Genomic DNA, 22054 nt, shown 5'->3' on the forward strand with positions numbered 1-22054 from the left:
CTTATTCGGCGTCGGCGGCCTTGTCGCCCTCGGCGCCTTCGGCCGGGTTTTCGAACCAGGCCTCGACTTCACCCGACAGCTTGATGGTCAGCGGGTTGCCATGACGGTCGCGGGTCTTGCCGGCGGCGACGCGAATCCAGCCCTCGGAAATCGAATATTCTTCCACATCCTTGCGCTCGCGGCCCTTGAAACGGATGCCGATGCCGCGTTGCAGCACCTCCATGTCGAAATGGGGGCTGCGCGGGTTGGTGGACAGATGGTCGGGGGGCGTGTCGCTCATGATCTCAATTTCCCTGAAAATGCTGCGCAGCGCCTACTCTTTCCTGCCCGCAGGCGTCAACCGCCGCGCCCGTCATCGACATCGCAGAAGATGCGGCGGATGACGCCATCGTCCAGCCAGTTGGCGAAACGTTCCTGCGCGTCGGTCAGCCCGGCAAAGGGATAGGCCACCGGCTGGTCGCCAACGGCACGGCTGGCGGCGGTCAGGCGCATCATCGCGTCCGGCGCCACGGTCAGGATGCGGCCGCGCCGGTCGGTCGATGCGCTGTTGATGCCGACCACCCGGCCATCGGTGGAGAAGACCGGCCCGCCGCTGATCCCCGACAGGGTGCCGTCGCCCTCGGGCAGGCGGCCACGCTCGGCCCAGACCAGCACCGGCTGGTCGATGCCGCTGCTGCCGCGCCGCGCTTCGGCCCGGCCGATCAGTTCGGACAGGACCAATGTCGGTTCACCGGCGGGGAAGCCCATATGATAGCCGGTGGAGCCGGGCGAGGGTGCGCCGCTGCGCAGCGGCAGGGCGGCGGGGCTGCGCGGGCCGCGCGGGATGATCGCGGCATCCGATTCCCGGCTTTCGATGACGCGCGGCACCTCCAGCGCGCGGCCGCGCTGTTCCAGCCCGACGCGCGAACAGCCATGGGTGACATGTTCGGCGGTCATCCACACGCCGCTGCGATCGACGGCAAAGGCCGTGCCCATGGCGTCGGCCGGGCCGCCGGGCCGATCCTCGATAATATATTGTTCCTCGCCCCCGCGCGGCAGCGGGCGGCGGGGCGAGCGGGGATCATATTGTTCGACCTGCAAGGACGGTGCCTGCATCTCGCCCAGCCAGGCGAGCAGCAGGATCAGGCCCAGCAGCCAGGGCAGGCAGCCACAGCCCCCACGCCCCATCGCGTCAGCCTGCCACGGCCGCAGCCGTCAGGCAGGCGACCGCGGCCTTCATCATCGCCAGGAAGATCGCGGCGGAACGCTCATTCGCCTCGATCCGGCCCGACAGCGATCCCAGCAACAGGTCGACCAGGCGAAAGGCGATCAGTTGCAGCACCAGCGTGACGCTGCCCCAGATGACGACATCCCAGACATTCACCGATCCGGCGAGGCAGAAGGCCAGCGGCACGGCGAGGCCGACGGATGCGCCGCCGAGCGAAATGGCGGCCGCCTCATTGCCGGCGCGGATCAGCTTGAACTCGTCGTGCGGGGTTATCCACATATAGACCGCCATGGCGGCCGCCCAGACCAGGGTGGCGCAGGCGAGGTGGAGAAGCAGGATCGGCAGGCCCGACAACAGGCTCTGGATGACGGGTGTAGGATCGCTCATGGGCACAGAAATGCCGCAACCCGCCCTCGGGTTCAATCGGGGCGGGCCGCGATATGGATTTGGTCAGGCGGGATCAGCGGCAGATGCGGACCCGGACCCGACGGTCGCGATAGGCATTATAACGCCATTCGTCCCAGCAGCGCTGGCGATAGGCGGAGCGATGATAGCCGCGTCGTCCGTCATAATAGCGCCGGTCGCCGCGCCAGCGACGGCGGTCGTCCCAGCGGCGATTGTCCCAATGGCGCCGGCCATCCCAGCGGCCATCGCGATCGCCGCGCCAGCCGTCGCTGCGATAATGCTGCGCCTGGGCAGGCGCGCTCGTGGCGGCGATGCCGGCCATGGCCAGGCCCAGCATCGCGGCGCTTTTCCACAGGAATTTCATCTTGCTTCTCCTCTGTCCGGCCCGGCTGCCGGGGCAGCGCGGGGACGTAGGGAGGAGAATGGGGGCCGGTCACTGAACCGTCCGGGAACGGGGCTGACAGGCTTTGTTCAGCCCGCCCGGGCGGTCGCAATTCTGCCTCGCATCATCGGTGCGCGGCGGTGTTTCAGCGTCCGCGCAGCGCCGTCTCTGCCTCGATCATATAGTCGCGGGTGATCGGCAAGGCGCGGCGGTCGCGCACATATTGGACCTGGAAATTGACCATCGACCCATGTTCGAACACGGTCGCTGCGCCCGCCAGATAGAAGGTCCACAGGCGGAAGAAGCGCTCGTCATAGAGGGCGACGATATCCGCCTTGTGCGCCATGGTCCGCTTGTACCAGTCGCGGATGGTGAGGCCATAATGGATGCGCAGCACCTCCACGTCGGTGATCATCAGCCGCGTGCCTTCGCTGCCTGCCACCATTTCCGACAAAGCGGGGATATAGCCGCCGGGGAAGATATATTTGGTGGTGAAGGTATCGGTGATGCCGGGGCCATCGACCCGGCCGATGGTGTGGATCAGCATCACGCCGTCGGGTGTCAGCAGGTCGCGGCACTTGTTGTAGAAGACGCGATAGTCGGCGGTGCCGACATGTTCGAACATGCCGACCGACACGATCCGGTCGAACGGCCCTTCAATGTCGCGATAGTCGATCAGCTCGAACCGCACATGGTCGGCCACGCCGGCGTCGATCGCCCGCTGGCGCGCGACCTTCAACTGCTCTTCCGACAGGGTGATGCCGGTGACGTCGACACCGAAATGCTTGTGCAGATACAGCGCCATGCCGCCCCAGCCGCAGCCAATGTCCAGCACCTTCATGCCCGGCTTCAGGTAGAGCTTGGCGGCGATATGCGCCTTCTTGTCTTCCTGCGCCTGTTCCAGGCTGATCCCCGCCTCATTCTCCGCATCGGGGAAATAGGCGCAGCTATATTGCCGGTCACGGTCGAGGAAGAGGGCGTAGAGCGCGCCCGACAGGTCATAATGATGGGCGACATTGGCCTTGGACCGGCTGCGATGATTGGCCTTCCACAGCTTGCGGCGCACCGTCTTCAGCGCGCGCTGCACCGGCCCCTTGGCGTCGATCGACTTGCCATTTTCCCAGGCGTTGTTCTGGCGGATCATGGACACGAACTCCATGATGCCGCCGCCTTCGATCGCCACCCGGCCATCGATATAGGCCTCGGCCATGCCCAGGCGCGGATCCTTGACGATGTCGAGGGGCACGCGCTTGTCGAGGAAGCGCAGCGCCAGCGGGGGCAGGTCGGGATCGGGCGAACCGACGGTAACGCTACGGCCATCGGCATAGAAAACGGTCAACTGACCCTTGGTGACAAGACGTCTCAGAACGCGGTCGAAAATCTTCATGGAGCAGGCTGGTCCTTCTCGTTACGCGGCCGTCAAATACCTGCATACCAATCATAATTGGCGCGGTCTTCCCAAAAACCGCCCTTGCCCCGACCGATGGACAATAGGCTCTCGACCGCCTCGATCCGCATCAGATATTTGGCCTGTTTATAACCCAGTTGCCGCTCCACCCGCAGCCGCAGCGGCGCGCCATTGGCGACGCTGAGCGGCCGGTCGTTGAGCGCGAAGGCCAGGATGGTCTGGGGATGGAAGGCATCGATCAGGTCGATGCTCTCATAATAAGCGGTGCCGCCGCCCATGTCGTCGGCGCAGTGGAACACGATATAGCGCGCGCGATCGCGCAGCCCCGCGCCGTCGAGCAGCAGCTTCAACGGCACGCCGCGCCACTTGCCGATCGCGCTCCACCCCTCGACACAGTCATGGCGGGTGATCTGCTCGCGATGGGGCAGGGCGTGCAATTGCGACAGCGAAAGCGACAGGGGGCGGGCGACCAGTCCGTCGACGCGCAGCCGCCAGTCGGCAAAGCCGCTGCGCCACAGCGCCTTGTAGGCCGGGGTGTTGGGGTTGGCGGTGCCGTTCGCGCGGAATAAAGGCGAAATCTGCTCCGGTCGGAATTCCTGCGCCAGTGCGTCGCGCGCCATGATTGTGCGCTGCGCCCATTGATGAAAATTGTCGGCGGAAAAGAGGATGTCGCGGGCCAGCGGCTGGCGCGCGATCCGGTCGCATCCCGCCAGCGTCGCGGTCGCGCCCAGCAGTAGGGTGCGGCGGGTCAGGATCATGGCCGGTCCTTAGGGAGGCGATATCGGCCGGTGATCATCGATCCTATCTCGTTCACGGGGCCGGCCAGCAGCACCATCAGCATATGGACCAGGAAGAAGGCGACCAGCGCGAAAGCGGCCAGGAAATGGATCGATCGCGCCGACTGGCGTCCGCCGAACAGGTCGACCAGCCAGGGCCAGGCGGCGTTCATGCCGGGCGACATGGTAAGGCCGGTCAGGATCAGCAGCGGCAGGGCGATGAAGATGACCGCGATATAGCTCGCCTTCTGCAGCACATTGTAGCGCAGCGCCGCGGCGCCGGTGGGGAAGCGCAGCCGGGCATGGTCCCTTATGTCCTGCCAGACATGGCGCGGCGCCAGTTCGCCCCGGCGAAAGGCCAGGTCGCGGGCGATATGGCCGCCGGCCAGACTCCAGATCATGTAGAAAAGCAGCGCGAAGGCGAAGATCGGCGCGGCGGTCAGGTGCCAATGGCGGGACAGCGCCAGATTATAGAGGGCGGGCAGGGTGATCCAGCCGGGGAACCGGTCCAGCTCCAGCCAGGCATGGTCGAAATTGGCGCCATAGTGCCCCCAATAGAGGCGGGGATGGGCGTTGAAGATGCCAAGGCCAGAGGTGAAGAGGATATAGAGCAGCAGCGCATTCAGCCAGTGCCACAGCCGGGTCATCAGGCGGTGGCGGCGGACCATGTCCCCTGGGGCGTAAGGCGGCTCCATGGCCATGACCCTATTGTCTTTTGTCGAAATATCCAGCCGCATCGCGGTCGTTCGCATGTCCAGGCCTGTCGTTGGTCGAATGGCCATGGTGCGCGCCGTGCGATTGCGATCAACGGCTGGCCCTGCAAGGGACTGATGAAGTCGACTTCAAAGAATTTTCGTACAGAAATTTGAATTGATAAAATTCCTCCACGAAACGGGAGTATAAACAAGGTCGCCTGTCACGATTTTCGGCGCTTCGACGCAGATATTGGATGGGTAATATGAAGAGTATCACGTTTTTTATCGCTTCGGCTGTGCTATGTTTTGTTTCGGCGCCTGCCTTTGCGCAGGATTATGCCCCTTTCACGGGTGCCCATGCCGAAATCATCACCGGCTATGATGTGGTCGATGCCAAGGGCGTCAAATCGGCCGACGGTCTGCTCTATGGCCTCAATGCCGGTTATGATTTTGCCCGGGGCGGCCTGATCCTCGGCATCGAGGGCGAAATTTCCGATTCCACCACCCGCCTGCATGTCGCCGGCGGCAAGAGCGAAACCCATCGCGATCTTTATGTCGGCGGGCGGATCGGCGTGCCGCTCGGCAGCAAGGCGCTCGCCTATGTGAAGGCGGGCTACAGCAATGCCCGGATGGAATATGAAGCCAGTGACGGCGAAGGCGGCCTGATCCGCGGCGGCGACAATGGCGACGGGCTGCGGCTGGGCGCGGGTCTGGAATATCGGATCGCCGAAAAGCTCTTCCTCAAGGGCGAATATCGCTATTCCGATTATGAGGCAGGCGTGTCGCGCCACCAGTTGGTGACGGGCATCGGCCTGCGCTTCTGATCGCCCGGAAACCGGGGCTTTCGCGAAGGGGGCGGCGGTCGGGCCGTCCCCTTTTTGCGGCCGGTCGTGCTGCAGGCGCGTTGTCACACTTTTGCAACACAAGCCCTGAAATTGATTGAAATAAAGGCCTTGCCCCTTTGCAAGTGAGTTTGGCGATCCTAGATGGCCACTGCGCTCTCATGATGCAGAGGGGGCAGTTCCTTTCCGAAGTGTCGGAGAAGAATAAGCAGGAGGAAGTGTGACTCTATTTCATATTTTCCTAGCATTAAACCTGAACGCTAGATGAACAATTAAGTCGTAGCGTCATAATAAATATCGAGGACTTTATGAAGACTGTGATTTTCGCAGCGATTGCTGCTGCCGCCGCTGTTTCGGCCCCCGCTTTCGCTCAGGATGCTGCGCCGTTCACCGGTCCGCGCGCTGGCGTCACCATGGGCTTTGACAAGGCGCAGGGCGAAGACGGTTTCAGCTACGGCGTGACCGCCGGCTACGACCTCGCCGTTGCCAACCGCGTGACCTTCGGTCCGGAAGTGTCGTTCGGTGACTCGACCGTCGACGGCCAGGGCTTCGACGCCAGCCGCGACCTCGCCGCTTCGGTCCGTCTCGGCTATGTCGTGACCCCGCAGATCCTGGCGTTCGGCAAGGTCGGCTACGCTTCGAGCCGCATCGAAGCCGCTGGCGCCCACACCTCGCTGGAAGGCGTGCGTTACGGCGGTGGCCTGGAATATTCGGTGACCCCGAACACCTACATCTCGGCCGAATATCAGCGCACCGAGTATGAAGATAATTTCGGTGGCCGTGACGCTGGCGTCGTCGGCATCGGCTTCCGTTTCTGATCCCTCTCGATCGGAATATGGGGAAGGGCGGTCCGTTCGGGCCGCCCTTTTTTTATGTCGGCAGCGGCGTCCGATCGGGCGCGAGCCAGGCCCGGCGCGCGGCCGGGCTCATCAGCGTCTCGCGCGTCCAGTAGGCGAAGGGCCAGTCCTTGTCGCCCAGCGGCGACGCCATCAGCGCGGCATAGGCTGCGGCCGGCGTCACATCGGCGGGCAGGCCGGCCAGCAACTGCCGGGCCATGTGCAGCGAGGCCTGGGTAATGGTCTCATGATAGCCGCTCGTGTCGCTGTTCACCCCGCCGACGCTTTCATTGTAGCGGCGGATCATGCCGGGCATGTCAATTTCGGCGTCAATATCGGGCCGGCGCAGGATCAGCCACAGCGCGGTCGCGAAATGGGCGCCGTGGGTCCAGTGCGCCTTGGGCAAAGTGCAGGCGCAAAAGCCGCGTCCCAGCATATCGATCTCGTCGTCGGTCATCCTCATTCCCCCAAAAGAAAAGCCCCGCCGATATGGGCGGGGCTTGTCGTCGCGCGGCATGCGCGCAGCCAGTCGTCCCCGGATTATCCGAGTGCGGCTTGCTTCTCTTCGGCCAGGCGCTTGAGTTCCGCCTTGCTCTTCTTCTCGCTCGCCGACTTTAGCTGGCCACAGGCGGCCATGATGTCGCGGCCGCGCGGCGTGCGCACCGGCGCGGAGATGCCGCCCTCGAACACGATCGTGCTGAACGCGCGGATTCGTTCGGGACTCGAACATTCATAGTCGGTGCCCGGCCAGGGGTTGAACGGGATCAGGTTGACCTTGGCCGGCAGCTTGTACTTGCGGATCAGGCGGACCAGTTCATGCGCGTCGGCATCGCTGTCATTCTTGTCCTTGATCATCACATATTCGAACGTGATGCGCCGGGCATTGTTCGCCTTGGGATAATCGGCACAGGCCTGGAGCAGTTCCTCGATGCCATATTTGCGGTTGAGCGGCACCAGCTCGTCGCGCACTTCCTTGGTCACGGCATGGAGCGAGACCGCCAGGTTCACGCCAATCTCTTCCGCCGCGCGCGCCATCATCGGCACGACGCCGCTGGTCGACAGGGTGATGCGCCGCTTCGACAGGGCCAGGCCATCGCCGTCCATCACCAGCTTGAGCGCGTCGCGGACATGATCGAAATTATAGAGCGGTTCGCCCATGCCCATCATCACGATGTTGGTGAGCATGCGGCCGTCCGCCGTATATTGCGAATCCTCGTCCGTCTCGTCGTCATTGGCGCTGGCCATGCTGCCCTTGGGCCATTCGCCCAGCGCATCGCGCGCCAGCATGACCTGGCCGACAATCTCGCCCGGCGTCAGGTTGCGGACCAGTCGCATCGTGCCGGTGTGGCAGAAGCTGCAATTGAGCGTGCAGCCGACCTGGCTCGACACGCACAGGGTGCCGCGGTCCGCATCGGGGATGAAGACCATCTCATAATCCTGGCCATCGTCCGAACGGAGCAGCCATTTGCGGGTGCCGTCGTTCGACACCTGCGCTTCCACCACCTGCGGCCGGCCGACGATGAAGCGTTCCGCCATCCACAGCCGCATCGGCTTGGCCAGGTCGGTCATCTTCTCGAAATCGGTCTCGCCGCGATGATAGAGCCAATGGAACAGCTGCTTGGAACGCAGCTTGGCGGCCTTCTGGTCGAGCCCGGCTTCTTCCAGCACGCCCTTCATCTGGGCGCGGGTCAGGCCCAGCATGTCGACGCGCCCGTCCTCACGGGGCGTCACCGCGCGGGGCACGGGCACAGGGTCGATAAGGCCGGGAATCGGCATGATGGGATTGGCGGCGGAATGCATGGCCGCGCACATAGTCGATTTTGCCGGATTTTTAAAGTGGCGTTGCAATCAGCGTAAACGGGCGCAGCCCAGCGCTGCCGCGTCGATCGCCGTGGCAGCGCCGCGCAGCGCATAGCTGTCGGCAAAGGCGCCGCCCTTGGCCGATGTCGATTGGACGCTCATGCTGCTGGCGGAGCGCATCGCAGCGATGATCGCGGCATCGTCCTGCGGATTGGCGGCCCACGCGTCGGCTTGGCCCGCAACCAGCGCGAAACGGCGGTCGCCGACGCTGAGCGAGACCCGCGCATTGGCGGCGCGGGGCCGGCTGAGGCGGAAATGGATCTGGCCCCGGACATGCTGGCGCGGCCAGGTGCCGACGGCGGCAAAACCCTTGGGCGCATCGCCCGCGCGGCGCGGCACCGGCATGGCGATGGCGTAGCAGCGCGGGCCGTTCTGGCCGGCGCCGGGATCGCGAAACGCGCCCCAGCTTTCGAAAATGCCGAGCGAATCGCGCGCCATGGCCGGACTGGCGAGGATGACGAGCGGGATCAGCAGGGCGGGCAGGCGGCGCATGGTCCGGGCAAAGCGCAAGCCATCGCCATTTGCAAGCCCGGCTTCGTTTCGAAAGCGCGTCGAGGTGCTTGCCGCCGCCGACATAGCGGTTATGAAGGACCATCCATCATTGCCGCCGGGATTCGACCGAATCCTCGCCATCGACGCAAAAAGAACGGACAGAACAGGGACATGAAGGCCACCATCGAACGCGCAACGCTCCTCAAGAGCCTCAGCCACGTCCAGTCGGTGGTCGAGCGGCGCAACACGATTCCGATCCTGTCCAACGTGCTGATCGAGGCATCGGCGGATGGCGCGATCAAGCTGATGGCGACCGATCTCGACCTGCAGGTCGTGGAAAGCGTGTCGGCCCAGGTCGAACAGGCCGGCGCCACCACCATTTCCGCCCACACGCTGTTCGACATCGCCCGCAAGCTGCCCGAAGGCAGCCAGGTGTCGCTGCAGGCGGCCGACGGCAAGATGCTGATCCAGGCCGGACGCGCCCGCTTCAACCTGTCGACCCTGCCGCGCGACGACTTCCCGGTCATTGCCGAGGGCGACCTGCCGACCAGCTTCGAACTGCCGGCCGAAACGCTCAAGCAGATCATCGACAAGACGCGCTTCGCCATCTCGACCGAAGAGACGCGCTATTATCTGAACGGCATCTATTTCCACGTCTCGGACGAAGGATCGCCGGTGCTCAAGGCCGCCGCGACCGACGGCCATCGTCTGGCCCGCGTCACCGTGCCGCGTCCCGACGGCGCCGACGGCATGCCGGGCATCATCATCCCCCGCAAGTGCATCGCCGAACTGCGCAAGCTGCTCGACGAGGTCGAGGGTTCGGTGCAGGTCAGCCTGTCGGCCAGCAAGATCCGCTTTGGCCTGGGCAGCGCGATCCTGACCAGCAAGCTGATCGACGGCACCTTCCCCGATTATAGCCGCGTCATTCCGACCGCGAACGACAAGCTGCTCAAGATCGACCCGCGTAGCTTCGAGGAAGGCGTGGACCGCGTTGCGACCATCGCCACCGAAAAGACCCGCGCGGTCAAGATGAGCCTCGACAAGGACAAGATCACCCTGTCGGTCACCAGCCCGGAAAATGGCACGGCGGCCGAAGAAGTGCCCGGCGCGTTCCAGGGCGAAGGCTTCGATATCGGCTTCAACGCCCGTTATCTGCTCGACATCCTTGGCCAGATCGACACCGACATCGTCGAACTGCACCTGGCCGATGCGGCCGCACCGACGCTGATCCGCGAAAATGATCGCAGCCCGGCGCTCTATGTGCTGATGCCGATGCGCGTCTGACGGGTCTTGCCGGGAGATCGCTGAATATCAGGGAATCTCCCGGACCCGGCGGGTAATCGCTTCTCAAGCTTTGTCGATTAGACGATCGGCATGGCTATTGTCCGCAAAACAGATACTGATGCGCCGGCCAGGACCGCGAGCCTGCTGGTTTCGCTGGGTCTGGCCGAAAGCGGCACGGAAGTCGCCGCCAACTGGCTGTCGCGCAGCTTCACCCATGTCGCCGCCCTGTGGCCACTGATGCTGCTGGCCAAGCTGTGCGTTGCGGCGCTGCTCGGCATGCTTTCCTTCACCCGGCCGGAACATGGCGCCCTGCTGTGCGGCGTAGTGCTGATCGACGGCCTGCTGATGCTGGTGCCGCGCTGGGCGCTGTTCCGCAATCTGCGACCCCATGTCCAGAACTGGCTGATGCTGCCCGCGCTCTTCTGTTCGGGACTGATCTTCAGCCTGTGGCTGGCGCAGGGCAATGGCGTGGCGATGCCGTCCGCAGTGCCGGAAATGGCGATCGCGCTGCTGGCGGTCTGCATCGTCGGCGACCGGCGCCTGCTTGGGCTCAGCTATTTCATGGGGGCGCTGCTGGTGGCCGGCATCGCCCATGCGGGCATGGTGCATCTGGGGCTGCTGGCCAGTTGCCTGGCGGTGATGGCGATCGCCACCCTGCGGCAGGCGGCGGCGGATCGCGAACGCGCGATCGAACAGCATCGGCAGGATCTCAAGGCGCAGCGCTCCGACCGGCTGCTGGAGGAATATGAACAGTCCGGCCGCGGCTGGTTCTGGGAAACCGATCGTCACGGCCACATCACCTATATCTCCGCCACCCTGGCCGAACCGCTGGGCGTGGAAGCGGGCAGCCTGATCGGCCGGTCGCTGACCGACATCATCCAGCAGGGTGACCGGCAACAGGGCGATGGCGAGCGGACGCTCGGCTTCCACCTCTCGGCCCGGACCGGCTTTGCCGACATTGCGGTGCGGGCTGCGATCGCCCGCGAGGAACGCTGGTGGTCGATCTCGGGCGAACCGGTGTTCAACGAATATGGCCAGTTCCACGGTTTCCGCGGATCGGGCACCGACCTGACCGAAATGCGGCGCAGCCAGGCGGAAGTAACGCGCCTGGCCCAATATGATTCGCTGACCGGCCTCGCCAACCGCGTGCAGATGCTGCAGGCGCTGGAACAGGCGGTGCTGGGTTCCCGCGGCAAGCAGGGCGAATGCGCGCTGATGATGCTCGACCTCGACCGGTTCAAGAGCGTCAACGACACGCTCGGCCATCCGGCCGGCGACGCGCTGCTGCGTCAGGTCAGCCAGCGGCTCCAGCGCGTGGTCGGCAATCAGGGGCTGGTCGGGCGCCAGGGCGGCGACGAGTTCAAGGTGCTGGTGCATGGCCGCCATGACCGCAACCGGCTCGGCCTGCTGGCTCAGGCGATCATCAGCGCCCTGTCGCAGCCTTATTCGATCGAGGGCACGGGCGTGGTGATCGGCGTGTCGATCGGCATTTCCTTCTGCCCCGAAGATGGCGTCACCGCCGATGCCCTGATCCGCAATGCCGACCTTGCCCTCTACAAGGCGAAGGGCGACGGACGCGGCGTCTATCGCTTCTATTCGGCCGACATGCATGCCGATGCGGAGGATCGCCGCCAGCTCGAACAGGATCTGCGCCATGCGCTGACGGCGGACGGCCTGCACCTCGTCTATCAGCCGATCGTCAGTTCGACGACCGAGCGCATCACCGGCTATGAGGCGCTGCTGCGCTGGGATCATCCGGTGCGCGGCGCCATCTCGCCCGCCTTGTTCGTCCCCATTGCGGAGGATAGCGGCCTGATCGCGCCGATCGGCGAATGGGTGATGCGCACCGCCTGTCGCGACGCGGCGCAGTGGGACGCGGGCATCCGCGTTGCGGTCAATGTCTCGGCGATGCAGTTCGCCAATCCCGGTTTCCCGACCACCGTGATGCAGGCCCTGGCGAGCGCGCAACTGGCGCCCGAACGGCTGGAGCTGGAAATCACCGAAAGCGTGTTCCTGAACGACAATGACGGCACCGACGCCATGTTCACCCGGCTCAAGGGGCTGGGCGTGCGGCTGGCGCTCGACGATTTCGGCACCGGCTATTCGTCGCTCGGCTATCTGAAGAAGGCGCCGTTCGACAAGATCAAGATCGACCAGAGCTTCGTGCGCGGTGCCGCGATCCGGGGCAGCCGCAACAGCGCGATCATCAAGGCGATCGTCAGCCTGGCCGAGGCGCTGGGCATGGACACCACGGCGGAAGGGGCCGAGACCCGCGACGAGCTGGACCTGATCCGGCAACTGGGATGCAGTCATATCCAGGGCTATATCTATGGCCGGCCGATGCCCGCCGCCCAGGTGCTGGAAGGACAGCGCGCCAATGGCGTCTCCGCCCGGTCGGAAGGTTTCCAGTCGAGCCGGCCGGAGCGCAAGGCGATGCTGCGCACGGTCGCCGTCCATCATGACGGCCATGTCTATAATGGCCGCATCCGCAACATCTCCGCCACCGGGGCGATGATCGAGGGGCTGTGGAATGTGCCGGAAGGTACGCAGTTTGCGATCGACCTGTCGGAGGGGCAGAGCGTCGACGCGACCACCCGCTGGTCACGCGAGGACCGCATGGGGGTGGAATTTGCCGCCCCGATCGATCTGGCCCTGCTTCGCCCGCAGGCGCGCGCACTGGCCGGATAGCGATACAGGCGACCGGCCGGACATCGCCCGGCCGGCCGACCTTTCAGAAGAACAGCTTGCGGAAGCTGACCGACACGGTCCGGCCGAGCGGGTCGAGATAGCCCGGCTGATAGCGGACCGGGGTTGCTCCGGTCGCGTCGGTGACGTCGCGGCGGGTGTTGAAGATATTGTCGATGCCGATCGACACGCGCGCGCCGCGCAGGAAGGGATGGGCCTTCACCAGGCTGGGCATCTGGCCGAAATTGGCGAACAGCCGCAGATTGGCGGTCGCCAGGCTGGCAAAGTCCAGCCGCGAACTGCCGCCTAAGGCGCCATCGACATGGGTGCCGCTTTCCCAGTCGACGCCCAGCCGGCCGCCAATGCCATTGTTCACATAGCCGACCCGCGCCTTCAGTTCGTGGCGGGGCTGCCCGCCCGACGAGCCGACCGCATCGCCGTCGAGCAGGTTGAGTTCGGGCACGCCCGGCGCGATCAGGATGCTCTCGGTCAGGTGCCAGGTATGATAGAGGCTGAAGGTCAGCCGCCCGCCGGCCTGGCCGGCGCCGGGGCCACGGAAACCGCCCGGACCGCCAAAGCCGCCGCCCGGACCACCCGGACCGCCGGGCCCGCGCGGACCATCGCCACCGCCCTGCGCATTGTCGCCGCCCTGCGCATTGTCGCCGCCACCTTGGCCGCCATTCTGGCCACCGGGGCCATCATTGCCGCGCTGGTTGTTGTCGCCGTCGCCGCGGGGCGCGCCGTCATTGCCCTCGCCGCGCGGTGGACCACCCTCGCGATTGCCCTCCGCGCCGTCGCGCGGGCCACGATTGCCGAAGGCGGCGCGCATGTCCTGCAATTCCTTGGGCCGATCCTCGGGCTTGGCGCCAGCCGCGCGCCACGCCTCGATCACCTTCTGGATGTGCGACTTCAATGAGATGGACAGGTCGAAGCCCCAGCGCAGCTGCTCGCTTTGCGAGCGCAGATAGTTGATCGGCCGCCCGTCGATGCTCAGCAACTGACCATCCTCGTCGCGCATGAAACGCTGCGGGAAGGCATTCTCGATCGCCGGCGTCGGCGTCGGGAAGGCGGAAATGGGGTTGCTGGTCCGGCTGTTGAGATAGGTTGCCGTCAGCGTCAGGTTCGGTTTCTCGAACGGCTTGATCCGGGCGTTGATGCGGAACTGGTCGCGCGTGCTGGATCGCAGGTCCGGGTTGCCGCCGGAAAATTGCGTGACGAACACGGTCTGGCCGGTGGCATAGTCGAACACCGACACGTTGGGCGTCGAAATCACCGGATCGTTGATCTGCGTGCCGGTCGGCGCCGACTTGTCCTGATTGGCCGACACCAGCAACTGCACCGCCGGCACCGGCCGCCAGCGCAGGCCATAGCCCAGCGTCGACAGCGTGCCGAAATCCGACAGATGCTGCGCCCCGGCGTTCATGTTGACGCCGACATCGCCGATCGCGCCCAGGAACCCCTTTGACCGGCTGGTCAGCGGTATGTCGAAACTGACCTGTCCGCTCGTAATCTCGCGATTATAGTCGAGGCCGCGTTCCACGCCTGACCGCACCGAATTGCTTTCAAAGCCATTGGCCGATCCACCGACCCGCACCGACGTCATGACATTGCCGGCCGGCAGGGTCAGCAGCGATCCGCTGACCAGCAGGTCGCCGCCGATCGCGCGCGATTGCGACCGGGCGCGGTCGGTCAGGCGCGATTGCAGCAGGTCGGCGGTGAAGGCGCCATAGGGATTGACGCTGGCCGATCCGGCATCGAGCGCGGCCTGGATGCCGCCCGTGTCGACGCCGCGATCGGTGCGGGTGCGGGTGTCGGAAATGTCGCCATTGCCGGTGAAGGACCATTGCCAGGTGCCGCCCAGCCGACCGTTCAGCGTGACGCCGATGTGCCCGGTGGTGCCGCGGATCTTCTGCCCCAGCGCGCCGGCCTGCTCCAGATAGCGATAGAGGCGGACATCGTCGCCAAAGGCGGAGAAGGGATTGCCGCCGGGCAGGGTGAGGGCTGCGGCCGACAGGCCCTGCAGCGAATCATTGTCGGACAGTTCCAGCCGGCCGTTGATCGTCGCCGATACGCCGCCCAGCGCGCGCGCCAGGGTCGCGTTGGCCGAGAAATTCTCGGTCGCGGGGCTGAGCGTGCGATATTTGCTGAGATTGCTGACGCTGGTCTGGTTCGCGCCGGCAACGAAATCATTGAGGCCGGGGGCGCCGTTGGCGGCACTGCCGGGCACGCTGGCGACCGTCACGGTCTGGCCGGCGGCGGCCGACAGGGCCGGGTCGATCTCCGCCCCCCGCTCGATCGCGGTGATATTGCCGGCCAACGAATAGGGCATGCTGGGCGCTGCGGCATTGATGCCGCGCTCGCTCTCCAGCAGATTGTCGGCCCGGCTATATTTGACGTTCAGCGTCAGCCGATTGTCGCCCCGGATGCGCAGCACGCCCACTTCCCCCTGGCCATTTTCGCGTCCGCCATCGGTGGTGGTGCCGCCACGCAGGTCGACCGTGGTCGCGCGGAAACGCTGGCGCAGGACGATGTTCACCACCTTCTGCGTCGGCGCATAGCCATAGGACAGGGCCACTTCCTCGGGCAGGATGTCGACCCGCGACACCGCTTCGGACGGCAGGTCGGAAATTTCCGAGAAGCTGGAAATGCGCTTGCCGTTCAGCAGGATGACCGGCGTGCCATTGGTCTGTGGCGACAATTCCGTGATGATTTCGGAAATCGACGTGACGCCCAGCGCCCGGACATCGGCGGGCGACAATTGCTGTTCGGGCTTGATGTCGCCGGGCACCGCGCCGCGCTGGACCGCGCCGGTCACGACAATCTCGTCGCCCTCGTCCATCTGGGCCGGCGGCCCTTTCTGCTCGGCCTCCTGCGCCATCAGCGCGCCGGGCGCCGCGCCCAGCATCAGTGAAAACAGCAGCAGCGACGTCGTCTGGCGCACGGAAATTTACCCCTAATCTGGACCCTGACAGGATCTCGTTTAGGCCGCACTTGTCGCAAAAATCTGGCAAGGCAAAGACAGTTTTGTCGCAAAGTGTAACGGCGCGTCACATGGTGCAACAAATGCGTGTTCGGAGCGTGATCGGCCTCACTTGCGATCCCGCGTCAGTCGGGCATAGACGGGCTTTCGCGGCCGCGCCTTACGGCCGGACGAAGGGGGATTATATGCGCCATTCCATCATCCTGCTGCCCTTGCTGTGCCTGGCCGCACCGGTCGCCGCGCAGCAGGCCGACGATCTCAACCGCGTCATCGACGAAGGGCTGAACCACAGCCAGGTGATGCAGATCGCCCAGCATCTGACCGACGATATTGGCGGGCGCATGACCAACTCGCCGCAGATGCGGCAGGCGGAGGCCTGGACGGCCGACCAGTTTCGCCAATGGGGCCTGTCCAATGTCCGCAAGCAGGGCTTCCGCTTCGGTCGCGGCTGGTGGATTGCCGGCTCCTCGGTGAAGATGATCAGCCCACGCCCGATCCAGCTCACCGCTATCCCGATCGCCTGGACGCCGCCGACCAATGGCGTGCTGAGTGCGCCGATCATCGTCGCGCCGATGAAGAAGGAGCGCGATTTCGACGCCTGGCGCGGCAAGCTCGCCGGCAAGATCGTGCTGGTGTCGCTGCCCGGCACCGGCGACGAGCCGAACGAGGCCGCCTTCCAACGGCTGAAGGGCGAGGATATCGAGAAGCTCGACAAGTTCGAGCAGCCGAAAAATGATCCCGCGTCGCTGGAGCGGCTGATGAAGCGGCTCAGCTTCACCCGCAAGCTGGAGGCCTTCCTGAAGGCCGAGGGGGCGGTCGGCTGGGCGCGGCAATCCTATCGCGACGGCAAGCTGCTGCATGGCGAGGGCTATGATTTCGGCGTCAGCGACACGCCCGCGCTGCCCGGCGTCGAGATCGCGGCGGAGGATTATCGCCGTCTCGCCCGCCTCGCCAAGACCGGCCCGGCGCCGGTGCTGGAAATCAACAGCGACGTCCGTTTCGACGACAGCGACGTCAACGCCTACAACATCCTGGCCGATATTCCCGGCAGCGATCCCAAAGCCGGCTATGTCATGGCCGGCGCGCATCTCGACAGCTGGGTCGCAGGCGACGGCGCGGCGGACAATGGCGCGGGCAGCGCCATGATCATGGAGGCTGCGCGCATCCTCAAGTCGCTCGGCATCAAGCCCAAGCGCACGATCCGCTTCGCGCTATGGTCGGGCGAGGAACAGGGGCTGTTCGGCTCGATGGCCTATGTCGACGAATATCTCGCCACCCGCGCACCGGGGCCGAAGGAGGAAGAGGGGCGGGAGGAAATGTATTTCCGCTACAAGACCCGTTTCCCGATCACGCCCAAGCCCGGCTATGCGGACCTCAAGGCCTATTTCAACATCGACAATGGCTCGGGCAAGCTGCGCGGCCTCTATGCCGAGCGCAACGTCGCGGCCGTCTCGCTGCTGCGCGAATGGCTCAGCCCCTTTGCCAGCATGGGCGCCGGCAATGTCGTGTCGCAGCCGACCGGCGGCACCGACCATGAATATATGCAGACGATCGGCGTGCCGGGCTATCAGTTCATCCAGGATCCGCTCGACTATGAAAGCCGTGTCCACCACAGTGGCATCGACACCTTCGATCATCTGAAGGCAGAGGATATGCGCCAGGGTGCCGTCGTCCTCGCCGGCATGCTGCTGCAGGCCGCGAACAGCGACAAGACCCTGCCGCGCATGCCGCTGCCGACCCAGCCGGCGGTCAGCGATCCGTTCAAATATGAGGATCCGGCGCTGGACTGAACGTAACGGGCGGGGCGGCGGCGTCGCCGCTCCGCCTAGCTCTGGGCGTCGTGGAAGATGATGCCCAGCGTATGGCGCATGCCGGACAGGAGCCGGCTGACGCCATGGCGCATCTGCACACGGTGGACGCCGCGCGTGCCCGTCACCGGCCGCTCGCGCACCGGGAAGACCACGGCATCGCCCTTGCGCAGCGGCACCATTTCGGCGCGCGACTGCATGCGCGGGCGCTGTTCGGTCAGGATGAAGGCGCCGCCGGTGAAGTCCGCCTCCGGCTCCGACAGCAATATCGCGGCCTGCAACGGGAAGATGGTCGCGCCATAGACATCCTGATGCAGCGCATTCCAGTCGCCCGCCTCATAGCGCAGTAGCAAGGGCGTCGCCTTGTCCTGACCACCGAGCGCGCACTGGTTGAGGAAATCTGCGTGGCGCGCGGGATAGAGCGCATCGCTCCCCAGCATCGCCGCCCAGCGATTGGCGACCTCTATCAGCGGCGGATAAAGTGCCTCGCGCAGCGTGGCGACCGGCTCGGGCAGCGGGTAGTTGAAATAGCGATAGCGCCCCCGGCCATAGCCATGGCGCGCCATCACCACCTCCTTGCGGAAGGCATGGGGCTGGTCCCATAGCGCGACGATCGCGTCGCACTGGTCCGGGGAAAGCAGGGCAGGCAGGCGCGCGGCGCCATGAAGGTCAAGGTCAGTGAGGTCCATGGCGCGCAACATGGGCGGAGCGGGGCACGGCGTCATCCCGCGCCTTGCGTTCAAATCCGGCGGATCATTTCGGCTTGCGGAAACGGTAGAGGAAACGGTCGGTCTTGCCGCGAATGGCGGGATCGAACACCAGCTTGCTGTGATCGTCGGCGGGGTTGGCGAGCAGCGGGCTTCGCGCCTCCAGCACGAATCCGGCGCGCAGGAAGTCGGCCTTCACCACCGCCGGGTCGATCCGGTGGAGCTTGTCCACGACTGCGCGGGTGTCGCCGGCCGGGCCGACATGGTCGATGATGCCGACGATCCCGCCCGGCCTGGTCGCGGCATAGAGCGTCTTCACGAAGGCATCGGGGTCGGTGCGCGGAATGCCGAACTTGTCCGACTGCCAGTAGAGATCATGGTAGCTCAGATTGATGATGCTGAAGTCGAAACTGTCGGGCGCCGCCGCGAAGGCCTCGAACGGATAGCGCACCCAGTCCACTTCCGGCCGGCGCGCGACCAGTGCCGCCCATTTGGGCTTCTCTTCCTCGCTGGCGTAGAATTGGCTGGGCTCGAACCCGGTCACCTTGCCCTTGGGGCCGACCGCATCGGCCATGATCTCCGCCCAATAGCCCGATCCGGTCATGATGTCGGCCGCCTTCATGCCGGGCTTGAGGCCCAGGAACGCCAGCGTCTCGGCCGGCTTGCGGCTTTCGTCCAGCGCGCGCGCGTCGGCGGGCCGCTTGGGGTCGGCCACGGCGGCGGCAAGATCCGTCTTGGCAAGGGTGATGATCGGCATGGACAGGGCAAGGCCGCTCAGGGCCAGGGCAAGCATCAGGCGCATGGATTTTCCCCTCATGGAAGGCGGGCCAGCATGCTCCCGATCGCGCATCCGTTCAACGATCCGCGCCGATGCCGGTCGATCGATTCCGGTCGTTGGTCGAAGGGCGGGGCAGGCCTGCCGCGTCCACTCGGCTCTCCACATGCACGTTCAGGCCCAATCATATTGTCATGGTTAACGGGCTCGGCTTGGGACGGCGCGGGGGCAGATGATAAGGAGAAAATGATGTCGCACCCGATGAAATTAGCCCCCATTGCCATGGTGTTGGTGGGCTCGCTGGGGCTGGGTGGCTGTGCCACGAAATCCTTCGTGCGCGAACAGGTGGCGACCGTGAACCAGCGCGTCGATGCGCTCGACGCCAAGCTGCAGACCACCGACGGCACGGCACAGCAGGCTCTGGCCCAGGCCCAGTCGGCCGCCGGTCAGGCCCAGAATAACGGTCAGCGCCTCGATCAGTTGAACGCCCGCGTCGATGGTGTCGAGCAGCAGATGCGCGAAGCCAAGACCAAGCGCGCCAGAAACTGATCGCGCAACTGATCACGTAGCCGATCAAGCTACCGATCCGGTCGGGCTGGTCCCGATCCCGTGCCGGCGCCCCCCGCTTGTTGGGGGCGCCGGCCCCATTGCCGGATATTATCCCCGATGCACAAATTCCCAAGGGCGCTGGCGATGCTGGCGCTGTTCGGTGCCTCGCCCGCGCTGGCGGCCGCGCCAGAAGCGGCCGCGTCCGAGAAGCCCGCGCCTGAAACGCCGCGATCGCCGGATGCGCGCCGGGTCATCGACTGGATCGCCGCGACCGGCGACAATCATGGCCTGCCTTATGCCATCGTCGACAAGCAGGCGGCCCATGTCTTCCTGTTCGATGCCAGGGGGAAGGCGCTTGCCGATGCGCCGGTGCTGATCGGCATCGCGCCCGGAGACGATGCCACGCCCGGTGTTGGCAAGAAGAGCCTGGCGGAGATCGGCCCGGCGGAAAAGACCACGCCGGCCGGCCGCTTCCTCGCCAAATTCGGCCTCGCGGCGGGCAAGCAACGCGTGCTGTGGGTCGATTATGCGACCTCGGTCGCGATGCACACCATCCCCAAGGGGAATCCCAAGGAAAAGCGGCGCGAGCGCATGCTGTCGCCGACGATCGACGATAATCGCATCACTTTTGGCTGCATCAACGTGCCGATCGCCTTCTATAATCGCGGCCTGCGCCCGCAATTTCTGAAAAAGGGCGGCTATGTCTATGTGCTGCCGGACACAAAGTCGCTCGAAGCGGTTTTTCCTCCCCTGCATGTCCAGTCTTATCGGAAGGCGGACGCATCCTCATAAGGCGGGAGGCACGCGTATGATGATCGGGAGGGCAAGCGGCCTGATACTGGTTGCGGCGGCGGGGTTGTCGCCGGGCAGCGCGCAAGCCGGCTTTTATTCGGGCGAGGCGCTGCTGGAAAGCTGCACCGTCGATCGCACCGACAAGGCTTTTTTCGAGAAAAGCTATGAATGCGTCGGCTATGTCGCCGGCGCGGTCGATGCGTTCAACACCACGCGCGAGGTGAATGGCCTTAAAAGCTGCATCCCCGCCGATGTGACGCTCAACCAGTTGAAGGGCGCCACCGTCGACTATCTGCGCGCCAATCCGGACAAGCGCGCCCAGTCCGCCTCCGCCCTGGTCTTCACCGCCACGCGGCAAGCCTGGCCCTGCCCGAAGGCAAAGGCCAGGCCCGGCACGAAGAAGAAACGGAATTAGCGCTTATTGCGCGGCCTTGCCGACGGGGCGCATATAGAGGCGCGCCATCGCCGCCTCCATCTTCGCCCGGTCGACCGACAGGATCACGCGCTGCGCCTGCTCGCCCAGATGCGGGCGATAGGCTTCCGTCCAGGACAGGGTGTCACCATAGGCCGCCGTCTGGCTGGTCTCGAAATCGACCCACAAAGTCTCGTCCTTCGTCACGATCTCCGGATTGAGCCAGGCCATGGCGACGATCTCGTCCCACATCGGATAGCCCGGCTCCAGCCCGGTCTGGAACAGATCGGTCAGCGGCGTGTGAGCGGGCTTCAACTCGTCGAGGAAGGCGCGGGTCCATTGCGTGCCGGTGGACGGATCGACCGGGTTCATCGTGATCTTCTTCCACGGCGCATGGGCAAAGATCTTCGCCGCCTCGGGATCCCAGCGGATGTTGAACTCGCGGCGCGGCGAATTGACGAATTCGCGGGCAAACTGCTCGGCCGACGGCCCTTCCAGCACCTGATGCGGGGCCAGGCTGCCGCCCATATAGAGGATTTCCTTCACATTGGCGGCAAAGCTGGGGTCCAGGCTCTGAGCGATCGCGATATTGGTCATCGGCCCGGTCGCGAACAGGGTGATCTCGCCCGGATGCGCCTTCACCATCCGCACCAGGAAGGCGGCGGCAATCTCGGCGCTGGGCTTCGTCCTGGGGTTGCCGATCGGCAGGTCGGGCACCTTGGTCGGATCGGTCGATCCGGGATGCTCCTGAATCGTGTCGCCCGGCCAGTAATCGGTCCATGGCCCCTTGAACACCAGCCGGCCATATTGGCCTTCCCAGCGCTTGGTCGCCTCGGCGCTGTTGAGCAGCGGGAAGGTCGCGCCCGGCACCACCGGCACGTCGGTCCGGCCCAATATCTCCAACGTCCGCAGCGCATAGGCGGTCGCCGTGTCGCGCCACACCGATCCGCTGGTGGTGGTGATGCCCAGCACCTCGACATCCGGGCTTTGCAGCAACAGCAGCGGCACGCCGTTGAGGCCGATCATGTCGTCGTCGACGATCACCAGCCGCTTGGGGCTTGCCGGCGCGGCGGGCTTGGCATTCGCGCCCTGCACGCCCAGCATCAGCGCCAGCGCGCCCAGCATGATCTTCATCGTCCGCATTGCGTCAAACCCCCAT

General features: G+C 65.3%; 22 protein-coding genes. 8 read left to right on the top strand and 14 right to left on the bottom strand.

Annotated elements, in window-relative coordinates:
• Position 1: 1 nt before the first annotated feature.
• The 7 genes from U0025_RS22485 to U0025_RS22515 all read right to left on the bottom strand — a co-directional run bounded on the left by U0025_RS22485 (position 2) and on the right by U0025_RS22515 (position 4846).
• Positions 2-280 (bottom strand): DUF3297 family protein, encoded by a 279-nt coding sequence (locus U0025_RS22485; protein WP_004209867.1) that lies wholly within the window; start codon positions 278-280, stop codon positions 2-4.
• A gap of 56 nt (positions 281-336) precedes the next feature.
• A complete protein-coding gene (locus U0025_RS22490; RefSeq protein WP_004209868.1) occupies positions 337-1167 on the bottom strand; it encodes a S1 family peptidase in 831 nt (276 codons plus the stop codon).
• 4 nt (positions 1168-1171) lie between these two features.
• A complete protein-coding gene (locus tag U0025_RS22495) occupies positions 1172-1594 on the bottom strand; it encodes a DUF350 domain-containing protein (protein ID WP_004209870.1) in 423 nt (140 codons plus the stop codon).
• 73 nt (positions 1595-1667) lie between these two features.
• Positions 1668-1976, bottom strand: coding sequence for a hypothetical protein (locus tag U0025_RS22500; RefSeq protein WP_004209871.1), 309 nt, complete (start codon positions 1974-1976; stop codon positions 1668-1670).
• Positions 1977-2139: 163 nt separating this feature from the next.
• The gene (locus U0025_RS22505) at positions 2140-3381 is read right to left on the bottom strand and encodes an SAM-dependent methyltransferase (protein WP_004209872.1); all 1242 of its coding nucleotides are present in this window, start codon (positions 3379-3381) and stop codon (positions 2140-2142) included.
• 32 nt (positions 3382-3413) lie between these two features.
• Complete coding sequence (locus tag U0025_RS22510) at positions 3414-4160, bottom strand: molybdopterin-binding protein (protein WP_004209874.1); 747 nt, start codon at positions 4158-4160, stop codon at positions 3414-3416.
• Positions 4157-4846 (bottom strand): cytochrome b/b6 domain-containing protein, encoded by a 690-nt coding sequence (locus U0025_RS22515; protein WP_217653168.1) that lies wholly within the window; start codon positions 4844-4846, stop codon positions 4157-4159. Before U0025_RS22515 ends, U0025_RS22510 begins: the two co-directional genes overlap by 4 nt.
• A 290-nt stretch (positions 4847-5136) precedes the next feature.
• Between U0025_RS22515 and U0025_RS22520 the strand changes: the two genes are divergently transcribed.
• Together U0025_RS22520 and U0025_RS22525 are read left to right on the top strand one after the other, a co-directional pair.
• Positions 5137-5697 carry an outer membrane protein gene (locus U0025_RS22520; RefSeq protein ID WP_004209877.1) on the top strand — a complete coding sequence of 187 codons (561 nt, stop codon included), beginning with the start codon at positions 5137-5139 and terminating at the stop codon, positions 5695-5697.
• A gap of 326 nt (positions 5698-6023) precedes the next feature.
• The gene (locus U0025_RS22525; RefSeq protein ID WP_004209879.1) at positions 6024-6533 is read left to right on the top strand and encodes an outer membrane protein; all 510 of its coding nucleotides are present in this window, start codon (positions 6024-6026) and stop codon (positions 6531-6533) included.
• Between the two features lie 52 nt (positions 6534-6585).
• On the opposite strand, the gene U0025_RS22530 is transcribed toward U0025_RS22525, so the two are convergent.
• The 3 genes from U0025_RS22530 to U0025_RS22540 all read right to left on the bottom strand — a co-directional run bounded on the left by U0025_RS22530 (position 6586) and on the right by U0025_RS22540 (position 8903).
• Positions 6586-7008 carry a hypothetical protein gene (locus U0025_RS22530; RefSeq protein WP_004209880.1) on the bottom strand — a complete coding sequence of 141 codons (423 nt, stop codon included), beginning with the start codon at positions 7006-7008 and terminating at the stop codon, positions 6586-6588.
• Positions 7009-7091: 83 nt separating this feature from the next.
• Entirely contained in the window at positions 7092-8351 is a 1260-nt protein-coding gene (gene rlmN, locus U0025_RS22535) for a 23S rRNA (adenine(2503)-C(2))-methyltransferase RlmN (protein ID WP_004209881.1), read from the bottom strand.
• Between the two features lie 48 nt (positions 8352-8399).
• Positions 8400-8903 (bottom strand): hypothetical protein, encoded by a 504-nt coding sequence (locus tag U0025_RS22540; RefSeq protein WP_004209882.1) that lies wholly within the window; start codon positions 8901-8903, stop codon positions 8400-8402.
• Between the two features lie 171 nt (positions 8904-9074).
• Between U0025_RS22540 and dnaN the strand changes: the two genes are divergently transcribed.
• Positions 9075-10187, top strand: a complete 1113-nt coding sequence (gene dnaN, locus U0025_RS22545; protein ID WP_004209883.1) for a DNA polymerase III subunit beta — start codon at positions 9075-9077, stop codon at positions 10185-10187.
• A 90-nt stretch (positions 10188-10277) separates the two neighbouring features.
• Positions 10278-12875, top strand: coding sequence for an EAL domain-containing protein (locus tag U0025_RS22550; protein WP_004209884.1), 2598 nt, complete (start codon positions 10278-10280; stop codon positions 12873-12875).
• Between the two features lie 43 nt (positions 12876-12918).
• On the opposite strand, the gene U0025_RS22555 is transcribed toward U0025_RS22550, so the two are convergent.
• Positions 12919-15813: a TonB-dependent receptor gene (locus U0025_RS22555; RefSeq protein ID WP_004209885.1), complete on the bottom strand. Its 2895-nt coding sequence runs from the start codon at positions 15811-15813 to the stop codon at positions 12919-12921.
• A 224-nt stretch (positions 15814-16037) separates the two neighbouring features.
• On the opposite strand from U0025_RS22555, the gene U0025_RS22560 reads away from it, so the two are divergent.
• Positions 16038-17642 (top strand): M20/M25/M40 family metallo-hydrolase, encoded by a 1605-nt coding sequence (locus U0025_RS22560; protein ID WP_004209886.1) that lies wholly within the window; start codon positions 16038-16040, stop codon positions 17640-17642.
• Between the two features lie 35 nt (positions 17643-17677).
• Here U0025_RS22560 and U0025_RS22565 read toward each other — a convergent pair whose 3' ends face one another.
• Together U0025_RS22565 and U0025_RS22570 are read right to left on the bottom strand one after the other, a co-directional pair.
• Positions 17678-18385, bottom strand: a complete 708-nt coding sequence (locus U0025_RS22565; RefSeq protein WP_004209887.1) for a 2OG-Fe(II) oxygenase — start codon at positions 18383-18385, stop codon at positions 17678-17680.
• A 28-nt stretch (positions 18386-18413) separates the two neighbouring features.
• Entirely contained in the window at positions 18414-19169 is a 756-nt protein-coding gene (locus tag U0025_RS22570) for a class I SAM-dependent methyltransferase (RefSeq protein WP_004209888.1), read from the bottom strand.
• Between the two features lie 222 nt (positions 19170-19391).
• Between U0025_RS22570 and U0025_RS22575 the strand changes: the two genes are divergently transcribed.
• The 3 genes from U0025_RS22575 (at position 19392) to U0025_RS22585 (ending at position 20898) form a co-directional block, all read left to right on the top strand.
• Positions 19392-19691: a hypothetical protein gene (locus tag U0025_RS22575; RefSeq protein ID WP_004209889.1), complete on the top strand. Its 300-nt coding sequence runs from the start codon at positions 19392-19394 to the stop codon at positions 19689-19691.
• A 117-nt stretch (positions 19692-19808) separates the two neighbouring features.
• The gene (locus U0025_RS22580; RefSeq protein ID WP_037490847.1) at positions 19809-20483 is read left to right on the top strand and encodes a hypothetical protein; all 675 of its coding nucleotides are present in this window, start codon (positions 19809-19811) and stop codon (positions 20481-20483) included.
• Positions 20484-20499: 16 nt separating this feature from the next.
• Positions 20500-20898 carry a Rap1a/Tai family immunity protein gene (locus U0025_RS22585; protein ID WP_004209891.1) on the top strand — a complete coding sequence of 133 codons (399 nt, stop codon included), beginning with the start codon at positions 20500-20502 and terminating at the stop codon, positions 20896-20898.
• Between the two features lie 3 nt (positions 20899-20901).
• On the opposite strand, the gene U0025_RS22590 is transcribed toward U0025_RS22585, so the two are convergent.
• Entirely contained in the window at positions 20902-22038 is a 1137-nt protein-coding gene (locus U0025_RS22590; protein WP_004209893.1) for a nucleoside hydrolase, read from the bottom strand.
• Positions 22039-22054: the final 16 nt, after the last annotated feature.

This window comes from Sphingobium yanoikuyae, from assembly GCF_034424525.1.
Lineage (GTDB): Bacteria > Pseudomonadota > Alphaproteobacteria > Sphingomonadales > Sphingomonadaceae > Sphingobium > Sphingobium yanoikuyae.